18 protein-coding genes are annotated in these 19,769 nt (G+C 48.0%); 4 read left to right on the forward strand and 14 right to left on the reverse strand.

Going from position 1 to position 19,769, the window contains the following annotated elements; translation table 11 throughout:
• The 3 genes from purD to argH all read right to left on the reverse strand — a co-directional run.
• The coding region (purD, locus tag Q0393_RS03965; RefSeq protein ID WP_298978041.1) for a phosphoribosylamine--glycine ligase at positions 1-1,125 on the reverse strand (1,125 nt) is incomplete at its 3' end.
• A 242-nt stretch (positions 1,126-1,367) separates the two neighbouring features.
• Positions 1,368-2,000 (reverse strand): uroporphyrinogen-III synthase, encoded by a 633-nt coding sequence (locus Q0393_RS03970; protein WP_298978043.1) that lies wholly within the window; start codon positions 1,998-2,000, stop codon positions 1,368-1,370.
• A gap of 628 nt (positions 2,001-2,628) precedes the next feature.
• The gene (gene argH / locus Q0393_RS03975; RefSeq protein WP_298978065.1) at positions 2,629-4,008 is read right to left on the reverse strand and encodes an argininosuccinate lyase; all 1,380 of its coding nucleotides are present in this window, start codon (positions 4,006-4,008) and stop codon (positions 2,629-2,631) included.
• A 95-nt stretch (positions 4,009-4,103) separates the two neighbouring features.
• Between argH and Q0393_RS03980 the strand changes: the two genes are divergently transcribed.
• Both Q0393_RS03980 and Q0393_RS03985 read left to right on the forward strand, forming a co-directional pair.
• Positions 4,104-4,721 (forward strand): Type 1 glutamine amidotransferase-like domain-containing protein, encoded by a 618-nt coding sequence (locus Q0393_RS03980; protein WP_298978044.1) that lies wholly within the window; start codon positions 4,104-4,106, stop codon positions 4,719-4,721.
• Positions 4,722-4,935: 214 nt separating this feature from the next.
• Positions 4,936-5,490, forward strand: a complete 555-nt coding sequence (locus Q0393_RS03985) for a hypothetical protein (protein ID WP_298978045.1) — start codon at positions 4,936-4,938, stop codon at positions 5,488-5,490.
• A gap of 137 nt (positions 5,491-5,627) precedes the next feature.
• On the opposite strand, the gene Q0393_RS03990 is transcribed toward Q0393_RS03985, so the two are convergent.
• The 5 genes from Q0393_RS03990 to Q0393_RS04010 all read right to left on the reverse strand — a co-directional run bounded on the left by Q0393_RS03990 (position 5,628) and on the right by Q0393_RS04010 (position 12,573).
• A complete protein-coding gene (locus Q0393_RS03990) occupies positions 5,628-6,980 on the reverse strand; it encodes a CAP domain-containing protein (RefSeq protein WP_298978046.1) in 1,353 nt (450 codons plus the stop codon).
• Positions 6,955-8,538: a phosphoenolpyruvate carboxykinase (ATP) gene (pckA, locus tag Q0393_RS03995; RefSeq protein ID WP_298978047.1), complete on the reverse strand. Its 1,584-nt coding sequence runs from the start codon at positions 8,536-8,538 to the stop codon at positions 6,955-6,957. The genes Q0393_RS03990 and pckA overlap by 26 nt, the downstream gene beginning before the upstream one ends.
• A gap of 130 nt (positions 8,539-8,668) precedes the next feature.
• On the reverse strand, positions 8,669-10,507 hold the full coding sequence (locus Q0393_RS04000) for a biotin/lipoyl-containing protein (protein WP_298978049.1): 1,839 nt from the start codon (positions 10,505-10,507) through the stop codon (positions 8,669-8,671).
• A 41-nt stretch (positions 10,508-10,548) separates the two neighbouring features.
• Positions 10,549-11,910: a TRAP transporter large permease subunit gene (locus Q0393_RS04005; protein ID WP_298978050.1), complete on the reverse strand. Its 1,362-nt coding sequence runs from the start codon at positions 11,908-11,910 to the stop codon at positions 10,549-10,551.
• Between the two features lie 93 nt (positions 11,911-12,003).
• Complete coding sequence (locus tag Q0393_RS04010) at positions 12,004-12,573, reverse strand: TRAP transporter small permease subunit (RefSeq protein ID WP_297914877.1); 570 nt, start codon at positions 12,571-12,573, stop codon at positions 12,004-12,006.
• Positions 12,574-12,669: 96 nt separating this feature from the next.
• Here Q0393_RS04010 and Q0393_RS04015 point away from each other — a divergent pair, with 96 nt between their 5' ends.
• Positions 12,670-13,281, forward strand: a complete 612-nt coding sequence (locus Q0393_RS04015; RefSeq protein ID WP_298978053.1) for a hypothetical protein — start codon at positions 12,670-12,672, stop codon at positions 13,279-13,281.
• A 17-nt stretch (positions 13,282-13,298) separates the two neighbouring features.
• On the opposite strand, the gene Q0393_RS04020 is transcribed toward Q0393_RS04015, so the two are convergent.
• Both Q0393_RS04020 and Q0393_RS04025 read right to left on the reverse strand, forming a co-directional pair.
• Positions 13,299-13,694: a type II secretion system protein gene (locus Q0393_RS04020; RefSeq protein WP_298978054.1), complete on the reverse strand. Its 396-nt coding sequence runs from the start codon at positions 13,692-13,694 to the stop codon at positions 13,299-13,301.
• A 63-nt stretch (positions 13,695-13,757) separates the two neighbouring features.
• A complete protein-coding gene (locus tag Q0393_RS04025) occupies positions 13,758-14,531 on the reverse strand; it encodes a 3'(2'),5'-bisphosphate nucleotidase CysQ (protein WP_298978056.1) in 774 nt (257 codons plus the stop codon).
• Positions 14,532-14,678: 147 nt separating this feature from the next.
• Between Q0393_RS04025 and Q0393_RS04030 the strand changes: the two genes are divergently transcribed.
• Positions 14,679-15,365, forward strand: a complete 687-nt coding sequence (locus Q0393_RS04030) for a SapC family protein (RefSeq protein ID WP_298978058.1) — start codon at positions 14,679-14,681, stop codon at positions 15,363-15,365.
• A gap of 611 nt (positions 15,366-15,976) precedes the next feature.
• Here Q0393_RS04030 and Q0393_RS04035 read toward each other — a convergent pair.
• The 4 genes from Q0393_RS04035 to Q0393_RS04050 form a co-directional block, all read right to left on the reverse strand.
• Entirely contained in the window at positions 15,977-16,765 is a 789-nt protein-coding gene (locus Q0393_RS04035) for a transporter substrate-binding domain-containing protein (RefSeq protein WP_298978060.1), read from the reverse strand.
• A gap of 413 nt (positions 16,766-17,178) precedes the next feature.
• A complete protein-coding gene (locus Q0393_RS04040) occupies positions 17,179-18,180 on the reverse strand; it encodes an iron-sulfur cluster assembly scaffold protein NifU (RefSeq protein WP_005871570.1) in 1,002 nt (333 codons plus the stop codon).
• Positions 18,181-18,183: 3 nt separating this feature from the next.
• Positions 18,184-19,383, reverse strand: a complete 1,200-nt coding sequence (locus tag Q0393_RS04045) for a NifS family cysteine desulfurase (RefSeq protein WP_298978061.1) — start codon at positions 19,381-19,383, stop codon at positions 18,184-18,186.
• 111 nt (positions 19,384-19,494) lie between these two features.
• The coding region (locus Q0393_RS04050) for a GTP cyclohydrolase I (protein ID WP_298978063.1) at positions 19,495-19,769 on the reverse strand (275 nt) is incomplete at its 5' end.

Here is a 19,769-nt window from a genome sequence, read left to right on the forward strand (position 1 = left end):
CAAAACGCGCCCGCCGCTAGCGTAAATTTGCCCGTCCCGCTCGCTTACGCCTGCATAGCAGATATGCGCTCCCGCGGGAATTTCGCCGACCTCGATCAATGCAGGCTGCGAAGAGCCGTAAGGGTAGCGCTCGCTAGCCATTACGACGCCCACCGCAAATCGCTCTTTTAAGCTTATGCTACTTAGCTTGCCTACGGCGGCGTTGTATAAAATTTCGCTCAAATTTCCGTCAATTAGCGGCATCAAAACCTCGCACTCCGGATCGCCGAAGCGGACGTTGTACTCCAGTACGTAAGGCTCGCCGCCCACGATCATAAGCCCCACGAACAGCACGCCGCAAAAGGGCGCGCCCTGCTGCCGCATCCCTTTTAGCGTAGGTGCTACGATCTCGCTCTGCACTCTTTTTATCAGCGCGGTATCCGCTAGCGGGCTTGGCGCATAGGCTCCCATGCCGCCGGTGTTAGGGCCCAGATCGCCGTCAAGAAGCTTTTTGTGATCCTGCGCTACGGGCAAGCTCACGAAATTTTCCCCGTCGCAGATCGCAAAAAAGCTCAGCTCGAAGCCCTCTAAAAACTCCTCCACGACGACGCGCTTGCCTGCTTCGCCGAAGCTTTCGCCGCTTAGCATATCCGCGGCGGCTTTTTTAGCTTCATCTTTGGAATTTGCGATAATGACGCCTTTGCCCGCGCACAGGCCGTCTGCTTTGACCACGACGCGACCGTTTAGATCGTCTATAAATTTTGAAATTTCGGAGAGATCGTCGCTGCTTAGAAATTTTGCGGTTTTAATATGATTTCGCGCCAGAAAGTCCTTCATATAGGCTTTAGAGCCCTCTAGCTTCGCCGCAGCAGCGCTGGGACCAAATATCGCGAGACCTTGCGCTTTGAAAATATCCACGATGCCTTTTGTAAGCGGCTCTTCGGCTCCCACGATAGTAAGAGCTACGTCGTTGTTTTTCGCAAAGAGCGCGAGCTCATCAAAATCTTTTAAATCTAAATTTTTACCGAGCGCCTTAGTCGCGCCGTTTCCCGGAGCAAAATACAGATTTAAAACGTTTTTATCCTCGCGAAGTCTTAGCCCGATCGCGTATTCTCTACCGCCGCCGCCGATTATTAGGATATTCAATGAAGCCTCCGTAACGTAAAAAACCCAAGTGAGCGTTGCGTAAAAAGAATCGGCTCAAACAAAGCCAATCTTGCAACTAGGAAAAATCTCTAGGTCGCAACCCGTAACTTTAAAAAAGCTCGAGCCGAGCCGCGTCACACGGACCTCTCACGTCGTCGCTTATACAAATATGTTGAACCCTCATATAAAACGCTCTCGCTTCACCCAGGCTTGGGCAAAATTATAGTCTAAATTTGCTTAAACTATGGCAAAAGCGCCAGATCGACGCAGGATTTTATCGACATTCTTTCGCAGATTATCGGCTCGCAAAACTCGCTCAAAACGCTCGCCGTCGTCCTACCGATACAAATCGCCTTATAGCCCCCGTCCCAGCCGAAATTTGCGGTAAAGCCGCGAACGTTTTTAGGCGAGGTGAAAATCAGCGTGCTGCCTTGCGGCGGCTTTGCGGCAGCAGGCAGGCTGAGGACGCAATTTTCATAGGCGATCACGCTTTGCAGCCGCACGCCGGCGCTAGATAGAATTTGCTCTAGCTTCGATACCGTCTCGCGCGCGCGCAGATACAGTGCGTCTCTGCCTTGCAAGAGCGGCGCGATCTCCGCGGCGAATTCATTGCCGTGCCCGTGCCGCGCCACAAAAATATCGCGAAATCCAAACTCGCGCGCAGCCGCAGCGCACGGCTCGCCGATAGCGTAAACGGGGATATCTAAATCAAGCGAAATTTCATTAAATTTTATCGCCGCCACCGCGTTTTTGGAGGTGAAAATTAGCGCGCCGATCTGCGCAGGCAGGCTAAATTTGAGGAATTTTATCTCGCAAACCGCAAGCTGCCTCACCTGCGGATGATCAAATTTCGTATTGGACACCAGATATATCAAAACGCCCTCCATGTTTAAATTTGCTTCGATTCAGCCTCACTCCTACCTCCACGACGCGCAGAAACGAAAAAAATGCCGCTTCATTTGCTTCGATTAAATTCCATTCGCGCCTTATCGATTACGTGCACACCGCTTAACGCCCAAATTTGCTCTGATTAAACTTCGCTCCGAGCCGCTTTCGGCGCCGTTTAAAGCCTACTCGTACCTTTAAGTCGCGCTTAGGCAACCAGCGGCGCACTTTTAATTCAGCTCACGCCCTAAATTTCAAGTCAAGCGCTTCGCTTTACACGGAGCCTGTCCTTTAAATTTTACTTTGCAGTCTGCGGCGGGCACTTAATAACGCTGCCGCAAAGCTCAATCTGCGCGCGGCAGACGTACTACATAGCTCGCCAGCCCCGTCCAACCCGTATATGTGTCCCCACGGGTCATAGAGCTCGCCAAATTTTAAAATTTAAAACTGCGACTACGAAATTTTAAAATCACAACTATGAATTTTAAAATTTTGCCGATCTAACCCTTAAATCTCGGTATCAGATTGTATCCGTTTATCTCGCGCGCTTCAAGCGGCATGCTCTCACCCAAACTTAGCACCAAATTTCGCCCGAGCATCTGTGCGGTACTTAGCCCCTTAAATTTGTCCCTTCAGCCACCCGTTTAAAATTTCAATCTGCGCCGCGACGCTCTCGTTCGCCGTGCCTCCTTGCGACTTGCGCGTCTCCTTAGAAGTATTTAGATCAAGAAATTTAACCGCACCCGCGTCCAAGCTTTCATCCACGCTAGCAAGCTGCTGCACATTTAGCTCGCTCAAATCCAGGCCCAAATTTTCCGCATACGCCACCGCCTTGCCCGTGATGAAGTGCGCCCTGCGAAACGGTACGTTTTTCTCCCGCACGAGATAGTCCGCTAGATCGGTTGCCGTGAGGTGCCCGCGGCGCGTCATTGCGAGCATATTTTGCTCGTTAAATTTAGCCGTTTTTAGCATCTGTTTTAAAATTTCAAGGCTCGCAAGCGCGGTGGCGACGCTATCAAAAACGCCCTCCTTGTCCTCTTGCATATCCTTGTTGTAGGCTAGCGGCAAGCCCTTCATCACCGTTAGCAGCGCGACGAGATTGCCGTTTACGCGCCCCGTTTTGCCGCGGATGAGCTCGGCGACGTCGGGGTTTTTCTTCTGCGGCATGATCGAGCTGCCCGTGCTGTACGCGTCGCTAATCGTGATGAAGCCGAACTCCTGCGAGCTCCACAAAATGAGCTCCTCGCACAGGCGCGACGCATGCGTCATCAGCACGCTTACGTTAAACAAAATCTCCAGCGCAAAATCGCGGTCGCTGACGCTATCCATCGCGTTTGGCGTAACTCCCGCAAAGCCGAGCTCTCGCGCGACGAGCTCGCGATTTATCGGATGCGGCGTGCCGGCAAGCGCGGCGGAGCCTAGCGGACAGAGGTTGTTTCGCTCGCGCGAGCTAGCAAAGCGCTCGTAGTCGCGGCGAAACATAAACGCGTAAGCAAGCAAATGATAGGCAAGGCTCACGGGCTGGGCGTGCTGAAGGTGCGTGTAGCCGGGCATCAGCGTGTCCGTGTGATCCTGCGCGATATCCTTTAGAGCGGCGATCAGCTCGCGGATCTTTTCGGCGATCGCGGCACCGCTTTTGAGCACGTAGAGGCGAAAATCAAGCGCGACCTGATCGTTTCTGCTGCGCGCCGTGTGCAGCCTACCGCCAAGATCGCTTCCGATGAGCTCGCTTAGGCGCTTTTCGACCGCCATATGGATGTCCTCGTCGGCGGTTTTAAACTCAAATTTTCCGCTTTTTATCTCTTCAAATACGGCATCAAGCCCTGCGATTATTTTTTCGCTCTCGTCAGGCTTTAAAATCCCGCAGGCGCCTAGCATCCGAGCATGAGCTTTGCTGCCAGCGATATCCTCCTGCCAAAGCGCCCTATCAAAGCCGATCGAGGCGTTAAACTCCTCCAAAAGCGCCGAACTCGCCTCGCTAAAGCGCCCCTCCCACATTTTTTTCACGCTCGCTCCTTCGTTTAAATTTTCGGTGATTTTATAAAATTTAAGCTAAAATAGCGCAAAATTTCGGCCTTTTGAAAGGAAAAACGATGATAGAGATGTTTTTATGCTCCTATTTTGCGGGCGCGGCGACGCTTTTTGAGGACTATGCGAGGCAAAATATCCGCGCTAAAGAGGTGCTTTTTATCCCGACGGCAGCAAACGTCGAGGAGTACCGAGACTACGTGGACGAGGCGAAAGAGGCGTTTGCCAAAATGGGCTTTACGGTTCAAATTTTAGACGTTTCCAAAGCGAGCGAGGCCGAAGCGAAGGCAAAGATCGGCGCGGCACGTGTGCTTTACGTAAGCGGCGGCAACACCTTTTATCTTTTGCGCGAGCTTAAAAAGAAAGGGCTTGCAGACCTCATCGCTAGTCGCGTCCGAAGCGGTGAGCTCATCTACGTGGGCGAGTCGGCGGGCGCGATGATCGCGGCTCCTAGCGTGGAGTACGCGAGCGTAATGGACGATGCGGGCGACTACGGAGCTGCGGCGCAAACAGGGCTTGATCTGGTGAAATTTTACCCCGTGCCGCACTACGGCGAGGAACCCTTCGTGCAAAGCGCGGCTGAAATTTTAAAAACTTACGGCGGCAAGTTAAATTTGACGCCGATAAATAACGCCGAGGCTATCGCGGTGCACGGCGATAAATTTGAAATTTTAGGACGGTAAATTTAGACGCGAGGCGTTCTAGGGGCGCGATAAATTTAGAAAAACAGCATCTGAAATTTTACGCTCTAAAGCTTGCGTAAAAATTTTAAAATTTAAAAACGGCGGTGTCCGAAAAACGAGCCGAAAATGCGGCGGCGGCAAGATAAATTTAACCGCTGCGAGCGCTAAATTTAAAGGCAAAAGCGAGCAAATTTTATAAGTTTAAGGAGCGTTCATGGAGTATTTCAAACCGTTTTTCGTAAAAATCGCAGGCCGCGCCAGAGATGACGATCGCACGAGCACGCACGAGCAGATCATCGCGCCGCTACTAAAAAACGCGCTCGCCGCCTACGTCTATAACGGGCGCAAAGATAGTATCGTGGGGGCTTTCGGTAGCGTGGAGCACCCGCTAAATTTGAGCGAGTTTAGTTTTCTCGTGCGCGAGCGGGGCAAATTTCGCCTTGATCTCTCGCGAGAGTGCGTAAACGACGCCGAGATCTTTTGGAACGCTTGCAGCTTTAGACGCGGCTCGGTCGTTGTTTTGCTTGAGGGCGAGTTTGATCTGGCGCCTATTTTACGCTGCTGCGCCGAGATAAGCATAGACGAAACGCCAAACATGGGTAACAGCCCCGCGGCGACCAAGCTTGCCAAGCGCGCGATGAGCGAGGGGCGGATCGCCGCACTTTTTAGCGCATCAAATGGGATAGAGTGGATGGATATCTACGCTCCTGAGGCGGTGCGGGATAAAATTTTAAAACTTGCGGATGAGATAAATCCAAATTTAGATTAAAATTTGGCGCCAACCTCGACTTTCGGCGAGAAATTTAAAATTTAAAGCCAAGTTCTGCGCTAAATTTCACGCCGGATAGGCATTATGCGCCCCTGTGTGCACAGACAAAAGCAGAGGTCGCGAAATAGATTTCGCACCTATCGCCCTCTTCTTCTTGCCAAAAGATAAAACAAAATGATCGCTGCCAAAACCGCCGCGATTGCGGCGTAAATTTTACCCATGCCGCCGTAGCTTTTGGAGTCGTCGCTTAAATACAGATTTATTATTGCGCCGTTGTCTGTTGAAATTTCAAGCTTCGCGCCCTTTGCGCCGTTTAGCTTTACGCGCAACATATTCGCCGCGGGGCTTGAAATTTCGGGCTTATCCATAAAAGAGTAGCTGGTTTTGTAGCTTTTCATCAAATCGTTGCAGTCTTTGGGGGCTACGAATATATCGTAAAACGCGCCGTTTTTCACGCTCAGATTTTCTCCGCCTTGCACGACGAAGTATCTAAATTTAGGCGCTTGCGTGATGAACTCCCACCGCAGCGTCTTTTGCTTCCCGCCCTGCTCGTAATTAAACTCCGCGCCGTATTTGGCGTCGAATTTAAAAACCTCTCTGCTGAAAAGCACGAACTGCCTATCACTTAAAATGGCGTTAGGATCGGAGTTTTTGTCTAAAATTTTAACGTTTTGAAGCTCCCTGCCGCCTTCGTAAATTTTAAAACTTTTCATCGCTACGGGCGGCCCCTCGGCATTAAACTCCACGCTTACGGGGTTTGCGGTGATTTTGCACTCGGGCATGGGATCCGGAATTTCATTGCTGAAAAATGCAAGCGCGGGCTCGTCATTCGGGTAATAGACGTAAGCTCGCGAGTTTAGCGCAGTAGCGCCTTTGAACTTATCCTCTCTCATGCGTAGCGTTTCGTTTTTGCACATCCCCAGTAGAAATTTGCCGCTTCCTTCGTCGTTTAAATTCCGCGAGCAAAAGGCGTTTAGGCGCGAATTTCCCATCTCAAAAACGTAGCTACTTTTTTTGCCGTGCTCAAAATAGCCGATGCCGATCTCATCCGAGGCGAAATCTAAAAATGCAAATCTATGGTAGATCGCGCTAAGTAGCCCGTCGATCGCGCTTTTTAGATCGCTTGAGTTATAGGATAAATTTTCACTCACGACGGCATTATAGCCTGCGTAAAAAGCGCGCTTTGACGGATTTTCGCCCGTGAAATTCGGCTTGCCCGGGCTCTCATCGTGCGACATCGCCTCGTTTGCGACGACATATTTTGCGTGATTAAGCGCGGAGATATTTAAAATTTCATTCTGCGCAAAGTAGTTTAGCCCCGATTTTGCGCGCACATTGTTAATGTAGCTTAGCGGATCGTCGTAAAAGGAAAAGCCGCTCATCGCAACGAGCGGCTGTTTTAAATTTGAAGGGGTATTTTCGCATGCGGCAAAAAGCGCGCAGATCGCCCCAAGACCCAGGAGCCTAAGCCGTAGGGCCCGCTTTGGCAAACTCGACCCCTTCTTTTACGTCCTCGTAGCGTTTGAAATTCTCCTCAAACATCTTTGCGAGCTTATCGCGCGTGATTTTATATTCCGCCGGGTGCGTCCACGTATTAATAGGATTTAGCAGCTTCGTCTCGACGCCTGCGAGCTCTTTTGGGATCGCAAGGTTAAAAATACCAAAATTTTCAAATTCGCACTTTTTGATACTGCCGTCAAGGATCGCATTTATGCATGCGCGCGTAGCTTTGATACTCATTCGCTTGCCCACGCCGTAAGCGCCGCCGCTCCAGCCGGTGTTTACGAGATAGACGCTGACATTATGCTTGTCGATCTTTTCGCCCAGCAGCTTAGCATAAACGGTCGGGTGTAGCGGCATAAACGGCTCGCCAAAGCACGCGCTAAAGGTCGCCACAGGCTCGGTGATACCGCGCTCGGTGCCCGCGACTTTTGCCGTATATCCGCTTAGGAAATAATACATCGCCTGCTCTTTGGTTAGTTTTGCGACCGGCGGCAAAACGCCGAATGCGTCGGCGGTTAGGAAGATTATGTTTTTGGGATGGCCGCCCGCAGAGCTTGGCTCGTAGTTATCGATATGATAGATCGGGTAGCTAACGCGGGTGTTTTCGGTCTTGCTGCCGTCTTTGTAATCCACGACGCCCGCGTCGTTGGCGACCACGTTTTCAAGCAACGCGTCGCGTTTGATCGCGGCGTAAATTTCAGGCTCGCTGCTCGGGTCTAAATTTATGCACTTCGCGTAGCAGCCGCCCTCGAAGTTAAATATCCCCTCATCGTCCCAGCCGTGCTCATCATCGCCGATTAGCTTGCGGTTTGGATCGGTCGATAGCGTCGTTTTGCCCGTGCCGCTTAGACCGAAAAATAGCGCCGTGTCGCCATTTTTACCCACGTTTGCCGAGCAGTGCATGCTTAGCTTGCCCTCAAGCGGCAGCCAGTAGTTCATCATCGAAAAAATTCCCTTTTTCATCTCGCCGCCGTACCACGTGCCGCCGATAACCGCGACGTTTTCCTCGACGTTAAAGATAACGAAAACGTCGGAGTGCAGCCCATCGCTCGCGTAATCTTCGTTTTTACATTTGCACGCGTTGTAAACGACGAAATCAGGGCTAAATTTAGCTAGCTCGGCCTCGTTTGGACGGATGAACATATTTTTTACAAAATGCGCCTGCCACGCGACTTCGGTTACGAAACGAACGTTTTTGCGGCTGGGTTTGCTAGCGCCGCAAAATGCGTCTTGGATAAAGATTTCCTTGCCACTTAGCTGGGCTTTGGCTTTGGCTAAAAGCTTATCGAAAAGCTCTTTTGAGATAGGCTGATTTATCTTGCCCCAAGCGATGTATTTTTGGCTCGGATCTTGTTTTACGAAGTACTTATCCTTGGGGCTGCGACCCGTAAAGATGCCAGTATCGACCATAAAGGTACCGTTGCTTGACACGCGCCCTTCATTCATCGCCTTTTCAAGCTCGAAAAGCTCGTCGTAGCTTAGGTTGTAGTTGATTTTTTTGATATTTTTAAGACCTAGTTTATCCAGATCGTTCGGAGTTGTCATTTTGCGTCCTTTTTAAATTAAATTTTGATAAAAGATTCCGCTATTATAGCTTAAAATTTAGGTGAGCTCGCTTAAGCACCGAGGATTGTCGCCATGAAATTTAGGCGGGAGCGCCGCCTAAATTTAGAGCTTATTTTAAAATCGCGAGCACCTGATCGGCATCGACCGTATCGCCTTGAGCAACTAAAATTTTATCGATTACACCGTCACGCGGGCTTTCGATATTTATCTCCATCTTCATCGCTTCAAGAACGATGACATTCTGTCCCGCCTTAACAGCGTCGCCTTCCTTTATTAAAATTTTAAATACGTTGCTAGGAAGCGTCGCTTTTATATCGTTATCGTCCGCACCACATCGCGCATCACCCGCGGGCTGCTTGCTGGTAGAGTCTTGCGACTGCGGCTTTGCGGGCGCTGAGGTATCGAAGCTGACGTCGTATCGATCGCCGTTTACGAGCACATTTTGCCCTGCAAATTCTACGCTGTAAATTTTGCCGTTAATCTTAACGTCAAATTTGCCGTTTTTAGAAATACCGCTTTGATGGCTTGCGGCGGGTGCTACGTCCTCTTTTTTGCGGCTCATCACCTTACCCTCGCCTTTTAAAAACGCGATACCCTTTTCTTTGCACGCAAGTGCGATGAATATGTTCTCCTCGCTAGGCTCGATGCCCTGCTCGCGTAGAATCTTCTGCGCATACGCGACGCTCTTGCTCTCGTCGGCGTCGGCGATATCTACGGCGTGCTTGGTCGTAGGCTCTAAGCCCAGCTGCTCCGCCGCCATCTTAATCACGCCCTCGTCGGGTTTAACGGGCGTTTTGCCGAAATAGCCTAGCACCATCTTGCCGTAGCCCTCGGCGATCTTTTTCCACGGACCGAACATTACGTTGTTAAACGCCTGCTGGAAATAAAACTGGCTAACCGGCGTCACGCTCGTACCGAAACCGCCCTTTTCGACGACCTCGCGCATAGCCTTGATGACGGCGGGGAATTTGTCTAAAATTTTATTATCGCGCATCATCTGAGTGTTCGCTGTAAGCGCGCCTCCGGGCATCGGGCTAAACGGAATGAGCGGACTTACCTGCGTGGCCTCGGGCGGCATGAAGTAATCCTTCAAGCACTCGCCCAAAATCTCTTCGTATTTTAAAATTTTCTCTGCGTCTAGCCCCAGGTCGAAATTTTGCCCCTTCGTCGCGTGCAGCAGCGTGAGGATGTCCGGCTGGCTCGTGCCGCCGCTTACGGGATGCGCGGCAAGGTCGATGCCGTCTGCGCCCGCAACGAGCGCAGCCTGGTAACATGCGACGCTAACTCCCGCCGTCTCGTGCGTGTGCAGACGGATATGCACGCCGTCGCCTAAAATTTTACGCGCGCGCTTGATCGTCTCATAGACCTTCTGCGGGCTACTGGTGCCGCTGGCGTCTTTGAAGCAGATACTGTCAAACGGAATCTGCGCGTCTAAAATTTGACGCAGAATTCTCTCGTAAAACGCCGCATCATGCGCGCCGCTACATCCCGGCGGCAGATCCATCATCGTAACCACGACTTCGTGTTTAAGTCCGTGGCGATGGATGCACTCGCCGCTAAATTTTAAATTTTCCACGTCGTTTAGCGCGTCGAAATTTCTAATCGTCGTCGTGCCGTGCTTAGCAAAAAGCTTGGCGTGCAGATCGATGATCTCGCGGCTGCCGGTATCGAGCGTGACGGTATTTACGCCGCGGCTAAGGGTCTGCAGATTCGCCTCAGGCCCCACGATGCTTCTAAATTTATCCATCATCTCAAAGGCGTCTTCGTTTAGGTAAAAATACAGGCTCTGAAACCGCGCGCCGCCGCCGAACTCGAAGTGCGTGATGCCCGCGTCTTTGGCCGCGCTAACGGCGGGCAGGAAGTCCTGCATCGCCACGCGCGCGCCGAAAACTGACTGAAATCCGTCGCGAAAGGTCGTATCCATAACGTCGATAAGCTTTTTAGCCATTTTTAGCTCCTAGGTTAAATTTAGCGTGAATTTTAATATTTCTAGCCTAAAAAAGCTTTTAAACCGAAAACCCCTGGAAAGATTGCGAGCGTTAATAGCACTAGAATTTGCAATAAAATAAAAGGTAGTACGCCCTTGTAAATATCCGTGGTATGGATTTGCGGCGGCGTCACGCCCTTTAAGAAAAATATCGAAAATCCAAATGGCGGCGTCATAAACGATGTTTGTAAATTTACAGCGATTAAGATCGCAAACCACACGGGATTGATATGCAAAGACTCTACTATTGGCAAAAGTATTGGCAAAATGATATATGAAATTTCGACATAATCGAGAAAAAATCCAAGCACTATGATAACTACCATCGTAAGCGCGATAAATCCCCATGCTTGGCCGGGCAGATTCTCCATAAAATTTTTCACGACCTCATCTCCGCCAGTGTAAGAAAAAATCATCGAAAATGCCGTGGCGCCCATCAAAATCATAAAAACCATGCCCGAAATTTTAGCGGTATTTTTTAGCGCGTCATAGATCAGCCTAAACGAAAACGTGCGGTATAAAACAGCTAGCGCTATCGCACCCAAGCAGCCTACCGACGAGCTCTCCGTAGGCGTAGCGATGCCCACAAAAATAGATCCCAAGACGAGCAAAATCAGCACGAGCACCGGCACGACGTTTTTAAGCGCGATAAAAATTTGCTTTGATTTGCTAAGTCCCTCTAGCGGCGGAACAGGCGGTGCATAATCTTTGCAAATATATGAAATAATCGCAATATAAATCACGTAAAAACCCACTAACACGAGTCCAGGAATAACTGCTGCAGAGAAAAGATCACCTACCGAAACCGAAAGTATATCGCCTAAAATAATCAGCACGATAGAAGGCGGAATAATCTGCCCAAGCGTGCCCGCAGCAGCGATAGTGCCGGTAGCCAGCGGCTTATCGTAGCCGTATTTCATCATCACGGGTAGACTGATGACGCCCATAGCAATGACAGTCGCGCCCACGATGCCCGTCGTAGCCGCAAGTAACGCGCCTACCAAAACGGTGCTGATCGCCACGCCGCCCCGTACGCCGCCGAATAAAAATGCCATCGACTCTAATAAACGCTCCGCAAGACGAGTCTTTTGCAAAATCATACCCATCAAAATAAAAAGCGGCACCGAGATTAACAACTGATTTTCCATAATCGAGTAAATTCTATTAGGCATCAGTGAGAAAAACTGCCTGCTCATATCCTCGAAAGCTTCGGTTAAAATTTCAAAGCCCTGCGCGTAATCCCACGCCTCACTAAGTCCGTAGATAAAGCCGAAAATCACAGCCACGGCGCCGAACGTAAACGCAACGGGAAAACCGAGTAACAGCATAAAAAGCGCTGCCGCAAACATCACTATGCCTATCATAGCTCGCCACCTTTTATCTTGCCGTGGCAAAATTCCGCCCAAGCGCGAAAAGCGTAAAATTTATAGAATTTTAAATTTAAGCTCATTCTGCCCTCACACACTCTGTGCGCCCGAAGAATTCCCACTAAGAAATTCCGAGCCTTTGTTTTCCCTAACATCAAGCAGGGCGTTAATATTTTTAATCAAAAATCCAAATGCGTAGATAAATAAAAACGCATAGCTAAGCGTGATTGCGGACTTGATGATCCAAAGATGCTGCATACCACCGGGATTAGCACTGGCCTCATGGCTCGTATAAGCCTCGCTCACGTAATCGATCGAAAAAAACGCCACGAGCGCCACGAATGGCAAAATGAAAAATATCGTGCCTAAGATATTTATGAGCGCTTTTGCAGTGGGACTAAATTTTTCGTAAAAAATATCCACGCGAACGTGTGCGTTTTCTTTGAGTGCGTAGGTCACACCGAATAAAAACATCGCCGAATATAGCCACCACGTAAGTTCTTGCATAGCGACGGAATTTGCGGCAGGAAAAAGATAACGCGCCACAACATTATAAAAAACGACTATAACTAAAAGCGCCAAAAATACGATACTCAATACGCCTAAGATATTTGCGAACGCATCAAAAGCTCTTTCTAATCTGCGTAAAAAATCCCTCAAAATTTTACCCTTTGCTTTAAATTTTTGCTATAAAAGCTGGGATTTTAGCAAAAATATCTGCAATTTATTATAAAATTATGCGCGGAAAGGATTTTTATGATTTTAAAATTTCAAAACAGATACTCTAAAAAATTTCTCGCTTTTTGTGCTATATGGGCGCTTTTTTGGCTAGCATTTTCATATTTTTTCTTGCAAAAATTCCTTTTTATCTATCCGGAAAGCTTTAGCATTCACGCGAGATTCGCGCTTTGCGCTGTAGCGCTAGGAGCGGTGATTTTAGTGGTTTGCGGCAAGGACGTTTACGGCGCAATCTGTGGATATGCGGTGTGGTTTTACGGCGCGGCGCTGGGCTTCGTATCGTCATTAAATTTAGCTAAAATTCACACGGTACTGCGAGGGAGCGGAGATATGAGCGGGATGAGCGGCTGTGGTGGAGCGGTGAAATTTTTAAATTTTGATCTAAGCGTAGTGCCAATTTTTAAGTCATTTAACAGCTGCGCATTCGACGTACCGGCGGTGCCAACCGATACAATGCTAGACGGACTGCAAGCCAAACTAACGGCGCTTTATAGCGGAGGCTGGTATCTATTCCCGGCAAGTAAAAGCGTGGATCTGGCGCAATTTTGGAGTTTTATCTTTATATTTTTCGCAATTGTTTGGATGATTGGAATTTTTCTTGGATTTTTGAATAAAAAGGCGCAGAGATAATCCCTGCGCCAAAGAAGTTACTGTGTAATAATTAGCAAAGCATCAGACGAATATACAGTATTTATATTCTTTAGCCCCGGCATCTCCCATACGTGAGCACATAGGCCATCTGTACTCTTTTTAAGAGTAACCTTATTTTTGCTATCGACAGTGTATGTAGCACAAACCTTATTCTTTGCGGTAATAGGATTTTTAACATTCGTCATGTTATTAAAACCTGTCGTGCTATTATCATACTCGCCTTGCGAAGTATAATAAGCCATTAGATCAGTCAGTGATGTAGATACGTTCTGCGCTGCTCTAACGACCTCTGCATCATCGCGTGTAGCTGCTAGTTTTGGAATGGCAATTGCCCCCAAAACACCTAAAATCACGATCACGAAAATTAATTCGATCATAGTAAAGCCCTTCATGTTTTTATCCTTTGATAAAAAATTTTTGGACTTATATTATAGGACGTTTACTATAAATTTAACTTAAAAGTTCTTTGCGAATTCTAACATTTCAGATAAATTTTTCACCGCATTCGCGCCGACCGCCAAATAATGGTTATTTATCAGGCTTTTTCCGTTATAAAGAGGCGCCTTCATCGTCTTTAGATCTACTACCGCTCCGCCGCTTTGATGCAGCAAAAAATCTCCTGCGGCGATGTCCCAAAGCGAACAATCACTAAATCTCGCATACGCGCTCGCACCCCCCTCGGCTAAGATACAAAATTTTATCGCAGAGCCTTTGCGCACGAGCTGCATTTTAAATTTTTGCGCGAATTGCGGGTATTTTTCGGATTTGCTATGTCGGCCGTGCATGAAGATTTGCGGCGCGCTAGCGGGGCGAGCGAGCAGCGCGCCGTTTTTATAGACTCCGCCGCCATTCGAGCTATATATGTCGCCGCTTACAGGCACGCCAATTACCGCTAAAATCGGGCGCCCATGCTCGATCAGTGCGATGCAGACGCAAAACTCGCCGTTGCGCGCGATAAACTCCTTCGTGCCATCAAGCGGATCTATCAGCCAAAATCTCTCCTCGCTCATGCGCCGCTTGCTATCCAGCACGCGCTCTTCCGAGCAGATCGCGATGCCGCTGGGCTCTAGAGTGCGCATTATCGCATCGTTTGCCGCAAGATCGGCATTCGTAAGCGGCGATTTGTCCGCTTTGACGAAAACATCGAATTTGTCGTAGTTTTGCATTATCGCGGCGTTTGCCTTTTTTGCGGCGTCCTCAGCAAGCGCTAAAAGCTCGTTTAAATCCATCTGCACTCCTTAAATTTAAGGTAATTTTACTAAATTTAAAATTTTAAAAGTCTAAATTTCGCCGAACGAAAACGAGCAAAATTTCAAAATTCTTAAAATTTTAATATTCTTTTTTATATAATTGCTAAAATTTTTTAAAGGATCAACATGACTCCAGTCGTATTAGATAGCGTTAAACACGCGGATTTACAGTATCACGCGGATGCATTCCCTACCGCGCCTTTCGTACCGGTGATCGCGCCGGAGATCCCGTTTTGCGCGGACAACCTCGTTATCGTATTCACCATTGAAAAAGAACCCAAAATGGTGGCGCTGCTAGGGCGCACCAAAAACATTCTAATCGATAAGGATTATAAAGGAACGGTGCCCTCCTCGGTGCAGAATTATCCGTTTTTCCTAGCCCAGATCGGCGAGCAGACGGCGATCTGCTTCGACAAAGACGCACAGCAGATCAAAGGCGACGGTGAGGCGCTTTTTAAAGACGGCAAGCCGACGCCGTTTTTACAAAATTTAAAAGAGGTGATGAAAAATTACGCCGATTTAGATATGCGCACGCGCGTTGCCGCGGCGGAATTTCAAAAGGCGGGGATTTTAGAAGCCAAGGAGCTCGGCATCAACTCTAGTGGCAAGGAATCGTCCCTGCTGAACGGCTTTTCGGTCGTAAATCGCGAAAAGCTTTTGAAACTAAGCGATAAAAAACTTGCGGATTTCGCGCGTCGCGGATATCTGGAGCTAGCGTATTTCCATCTAAAAAGCCTTGCAAATTTTCAGCGCCTAGGCGATAAGATCATGCAGCTCGACCCGCCGAGCACGCCGAAAGAAGTGAAAAAATAGACATTTTGCTTCTTGAATAGCTCGAAATTCTTAAAAATTTTATGATTTGACGTCGCGGAATTTAATTCCTAAAAGCGCCATTGCGCGAAATTGTCGCAAGTATTTTACGGCGTGAGTTATTTTTATAAATACCAATTAAGCTTATCTAGTAGCATAAGCTTTAGAGCTTAAATGACTTTATTCGCAGCTAAGACTAAACATACTGCGAGCTTGATCGTATAATTTTGCCATAAAATTTTATGGCAAAATTTATCACCCTGCCCACGCAGGATTTTATACATAAAATTTCAAGCCCAAATTTTTGCATAAAATTCTATTAAATTCTTAATTTCTTTAAAGTAGATAAATTTATAAAATTTAAAATATGCATCACAAAAAATATTTTATACATCAAAAAAATGAAATTTTGCAAGTTTACCTAAAAATTCTATGAATAGTAGAATTTAAATAAACCCCCATAAAAATTACATGCCTCAAAACACAGGCAAGCAAAATCAAGACCGAATTCTAAAAGCAAATTAAGCCCGCAAGGTATTTTTCTCGCTCCATCATTACAATGAACTGAATTTTACGCGGGAATCAAGCGCACGAATTAAATTCTGCACGAAATTTTATTCAACCAAGAATTCCTTCTTATCGATCGTGCCATGATAAAAAATCCCGAGCGTATCATCAAAGGTCTTATCCAAAAATCCATCTTTTTTTAGTCCTGCTAAAGATTTATTGATTAGCTCTAGCAGCGCATTATTGCCCTTCTGCACGGCGATTGCGTTGTAAGTTTGCTTACCTAGACCATCCAAAGCAACCTGCGTTTTATTATTGATGATTGCGTATGCGTGCAGGATTAGGTTATCATCGACATGCACGGCATTTTTCGCCCTTTTGAAAGCGCGGTAGCATTTAGCCGAGCTGGCGCAGAAATTCAAATTCTTTCTGAAGCCCGCTTTGCGTAAGAAATTGTGAATAGGAGAGTGTTTGATGACGAAAATCCTCTTTTTGCGGAGTTGATCGAAGCTCGTGATATTTTCGTCTTTTTTGGCTAGCACACCTACCTGCACCTTAAAATAAGGCTCCGAAAAATCTACTTTTTTCGCTCGCGCGGGCGTCGGAGTAAAGGTCGCAATCACCATATCCGCTTCATTGCGCTGTAAAGCGCTAATGCGCCTTGAAGCCGTGATCGGGATAAATTTTACCTTGCCAGGATTATCGCCGAAAATCTCCTTACCGAGCTTTTCGCCAAGAGCAATCTCAAATCCCCTATATTTGCCGTCTACGAGCGCACTAAACGGCGGCTGATCGTTATATACACCTATACGAACGAGCCTATCCTTTTTGATCTGATCCAAAGAATTTGCAGATAGAAAACCAAGTAGTAGAGCCGCCAAAACAAATACTTTCATTTGCTCCCCTTTTAGTTGAAATAAGGCGCAATTATAATAAAAAGAAATTATAGCCAGCTAAAATTCTGCGATTTATGGCGCATTTTCATCTAAATTTATGAAAAGATGAAATTCGCGGAGAAATTCTATGTCCAATTTACAAACGAAATCTCATAAAAAACTTACGCGAGCGAAATAAGAAGCTCTTTTAATTAAATTTTATAGACAAAATCTACGGATGAATTTCACGCTAGAAAACCTTAGCAAAATTTACGATATTCTTAAAAGCAAACGGCGAAATTCTACGCAGATTTAGCGTATAATTGCAAATTTAACTAAGGGGCGAAATTTAGCACTGCATCAATTATAAAGAAGCCAAGCTCTTAAAATTTCGCTAAAAACTATGCCAAGATGCAAACGTAGCAGCAATAGCCTTAGATCGGCATTACGCGGATGTTTGGACTAAGATTTTCTTGCAAAACATTTTCGATCGCATATAATGTGCCGCTCGCACCACTGGCGCAGCCGCTGCAAGCACCCAGGTAGCGGATATAGATGTCCGTTTTGCCGTCGTCTGCAGGCCTAATGTCGATGACGTCGAGATTGCCGCCGTCCATCTGAAGCATCGGGCGGATATCCTCGTCAAGCACCCCTTCGACCGCTTTAAATTTACCGATCAAATTTAGCTGCTCAAAGCTCATCTCCGCTCCCGCTTTCGCGCTAGTAGCGGCACTCGCCTCGGCTTGAGCTTGAAGCCTCTCTCGCTCCATCTCCTCTCTGGTTTGCTTTAAAATATCGACCAGATAGTAGTCCTTCTCCTCGTGTCCGCCCGGGCGCACGCAGGATTTACAAAACGCACCCGCTTTGGTGTATTGCGTGATCTCTTCGACCGTGTGAAGGTCGTTTAGGCGGATAACTTCTTTGATCGTGCCGAGGCTTACGCGCGCACAGTCGCACACGATGATCTCATCCTCAAAATGCGCGGGATCGACCCCCTTATAGTTCGCAGCAGCCTGCTTGATGACGTCGTACGCCATGACCGAGCAGTGCATCTTTTGCGGCGGTACGGCTGGCTCGTCCGGGTTGTCGCGCATCGCATGCTCTACGTCTAAATTTGTAATCTTTACTGCTTGATCGACGGTCTTTCCGATACAAAGCTCGGCCATCGTGTCCGAACTCGCAATCGCCGTACCGCAACCGAAGCTTTTAAATTTAGCGTCTAAAATTCTATCGGTCTTAGGATCTATCAGCCAGTACAGCCGCACCGCATCGCCGCAGCTCTCGGCGCCGAAGTCTGCGACCACTAGCTTACCACCTCTAGCCTTCGCTTCCTCCTCGGTGATCTCGCCCATATAGCGAGGATTATTCATGCGATCCTGCACTTTTTGCGAGTATTGCTCCCAGATCGAGCCGTTTATCAAACTATTTTTTGCCATTTTTTATCCTTTATTTTTCTCATAACCTTGCGGCGCATAAGCAAATGTGCTTGAAATCCCGCGCAGACGAGCGATAGCTTTGCCTATATGTTCGATCGCATAATCGATCTCCGCCTCCGTCGTAAAGCGCGACAGCGAAAGCCTTAGCGCCGTATGTGCCAGTTCCTTATCCGCGCCGATCGCTTCCATTATCGGGTTATTCTCCAGCGCCTCGCTCGCACACGCAGAGCCGGTAGAAGCGGCTATGCCCGCTTTATTTAGATCCCATAGCATCGCCTCTCCTTCGACGCCTTGGATCGAGGCGAGGATGGTGTTTGGCACGCGAATGCTGCGATCACCCACGACGCTGACGTTTGAAATTTGCAAAAGCGCATCCTCCAGCTTATCGCGCAGTCTGCTTACCTGAGTGCGCTCAAAATCCATAAATTTATTCGCTAGCTCTAAAGCCTTACCGAGCCCCACGATGCCCGCTACGTTTAGCGTGCCGCTGCGTCGCCCGCCCATCTGCTCGCCGCCGTGAAGTAGGCTAGTAAGCGGCTTGCTATCTTTGATATAAAGTGCGCCGACGCCCTTTGGAGCGTGGAATTTATGCCCGGATAGGCTTAAAAAATCCACATCCGTATCGCGCACGTTCACCTTTATCTTACCTATCGCTTGCACCGCGTCGGCATGATATAGCGCGCCATGCTCGTGTGCGATTTGCGCAATTTTTTTTACGGGGAAGATCGTGCCGGTTTCGTTATTTGCCCACATCACGCTAACGAGCGCAGTTTTGTCGTCGATCTTTTCGCTAAGCTCGTCAAGATCGATTAGTCCGTCTTTATCGACGCCCAGGCGAGTAATCTTTACGCCGCAAATTTTTTCTAAAAAAGCACAGGTCGCGCTGATTGCGGGGTGCTCGACGGAGCTTATGACGATATTATCCTTCTCGCCGGTTAGAATTTTATCGTAGTAAATTCCTTTTAAAACCCAGTTATTGCTCTCGGTCGCACAGCTCGTGATGACGATATCGTCCGCATCCGCAGCGCCAAGCCCCGCATAGAGCCTATCCATCGCGGCTCTTAGCGCGGGGTGAGTCTCGCTGCCGAAGCTATGAAGGGAGTTTGGGTTGCCGTATTTTTCGCAAAAAAACGGCTTCATCTCCTCAAAAACTTCGGGATCGACCATCGTAGTGGCGTTATTATCCAAATAAACGCGCTGCATAAAATTCCTTTCTAAAATTTGTCTGAAATTTAATCAGACAATTTCGCTCTTTTATCAATTTCGCACGATAATATAACATAATTGCTAAATTTTTCTTTAACGCTTGCCGTTTTAAAAACCGAAAGTTTTCGGAGAATTTATTAGATCGAAAAATTCCTTGCGCGTATCGTTTCGGCTTATAAAAAGCCCTCGCAGTGCCGACGTAGTCGTGGTCGAGTTGATCTTTTGCACGCCGCGCATCTCCATGCACATGTGCCGCGCCTGCAGCACCACGCCCACGCCGAGCGGATGGATCACCTCTTGGATTGCGCTTGCGATCTGCTCGGTAAGCTGCTCTTGGATCTGCAGCCTGCGCGCAAAAATATTTACCATACGCGGAATTTTGC

Origin of the sequence: uncultured Campylobacter sp. (assembly GCF_938015785.1) — a bacterium.
Lineage (GTDB): Bacteria > Campylobacterota > Campylobacteria > Campylobacterales > Campylobacteraceae > Campylobacter_B.

Bases quoted from the DNA above. Each gene is read 5' to 3' on its own strand.
- Q0393_RS04035 (WP_298978060.1), bottom strand. From the start codon at position 16,765: ATGAAAGTATTTGTTTTGGCGGCTCTACTACTTGGTTTTCTATCTGCA.
- Q0393_RS04005 (WP_298978050.1), bottom strand. From the start codon at position 11,910: ATGATAGGCATAGTGATGTTTGCGGCAGCGCTTTTTATGCTGTTACTC.
- argH (WP_298978065.1), bottom strand. From the start codon at position 4,008: ATGTGGGAGGGGCGCTTTAGCGAGGCGAGTTCGGCGCTTTTGGAGGAG.
- Q0393_RS04015 (WP_298978053.1), top strand. From the start codon at position 12,670: ATGATTTTAAAATTTCAAAACAGATACTCTAAAAAATTTCTCGCTTTT.
- pckA (WP_298978047.1), bottom strand. From the start codon at position 8,538: ATGACAACTCCGAACGATCTGGATAAACTAGGTCTTAAAAATATCAAA.
- Q0393_RS04025 (WP_298978056.1), bottom strand. From the start codon at position 14,531: ATGGATTTAAACGAGCTTTTAGCGCTTGCTGAGGACGCCGCAAAAAAG.
- Q0393_RS04045 (WP_298978061.1), bottom strand. From the start codon at position 19,383: ATGCAGCGCGTTTATTTGGATAATAACGCCACTACGATGGTCGATCCC.
- Q0393_RS03985 (WP_298978045.1), top strand. From the start codon at position 4,936: ATGGAGTATTTCAAACCGTTTTTCGTAAAAATCGCAGGCCGCGCCAGA.
- Q0393_RS04020 (WP_298978054.1), bottom strand. From the start codon at position 13,694: ATGAAGGGCTTTACTATGATCGAATTAATTTTCGTGATCGTGATTTTA.
- Q0393_RS04000 (WP_298978049.1), bottom strand. From the start codon at position 10,507: ATGGCTAAAAAGCTTATCGACGTTATGGATACGACCTTTCGCGACGGA.
- Q0393_RS03980 (WP_298978044.1), top strand. From the start codon at position 4,104: ATGATAGAGATGTTTTTATGCTCCTATTTTGCGGGCGCGGCGACGCTT.
- Q0393_RS04030 (WP_298978058.1), top strand. From the start codon at position 14,679: ATGACTCCAGTCGTATTAGATAGCGTTAAACACGCGGATTTACAGTAT.
- Q0393_RS04040 (WP_005871570.1), bottom strand. From the start codon at position 18,180: ATGGCAAAAAATAGTTTGATAAACGGCTCGATCTGGGAGCAATACTCG.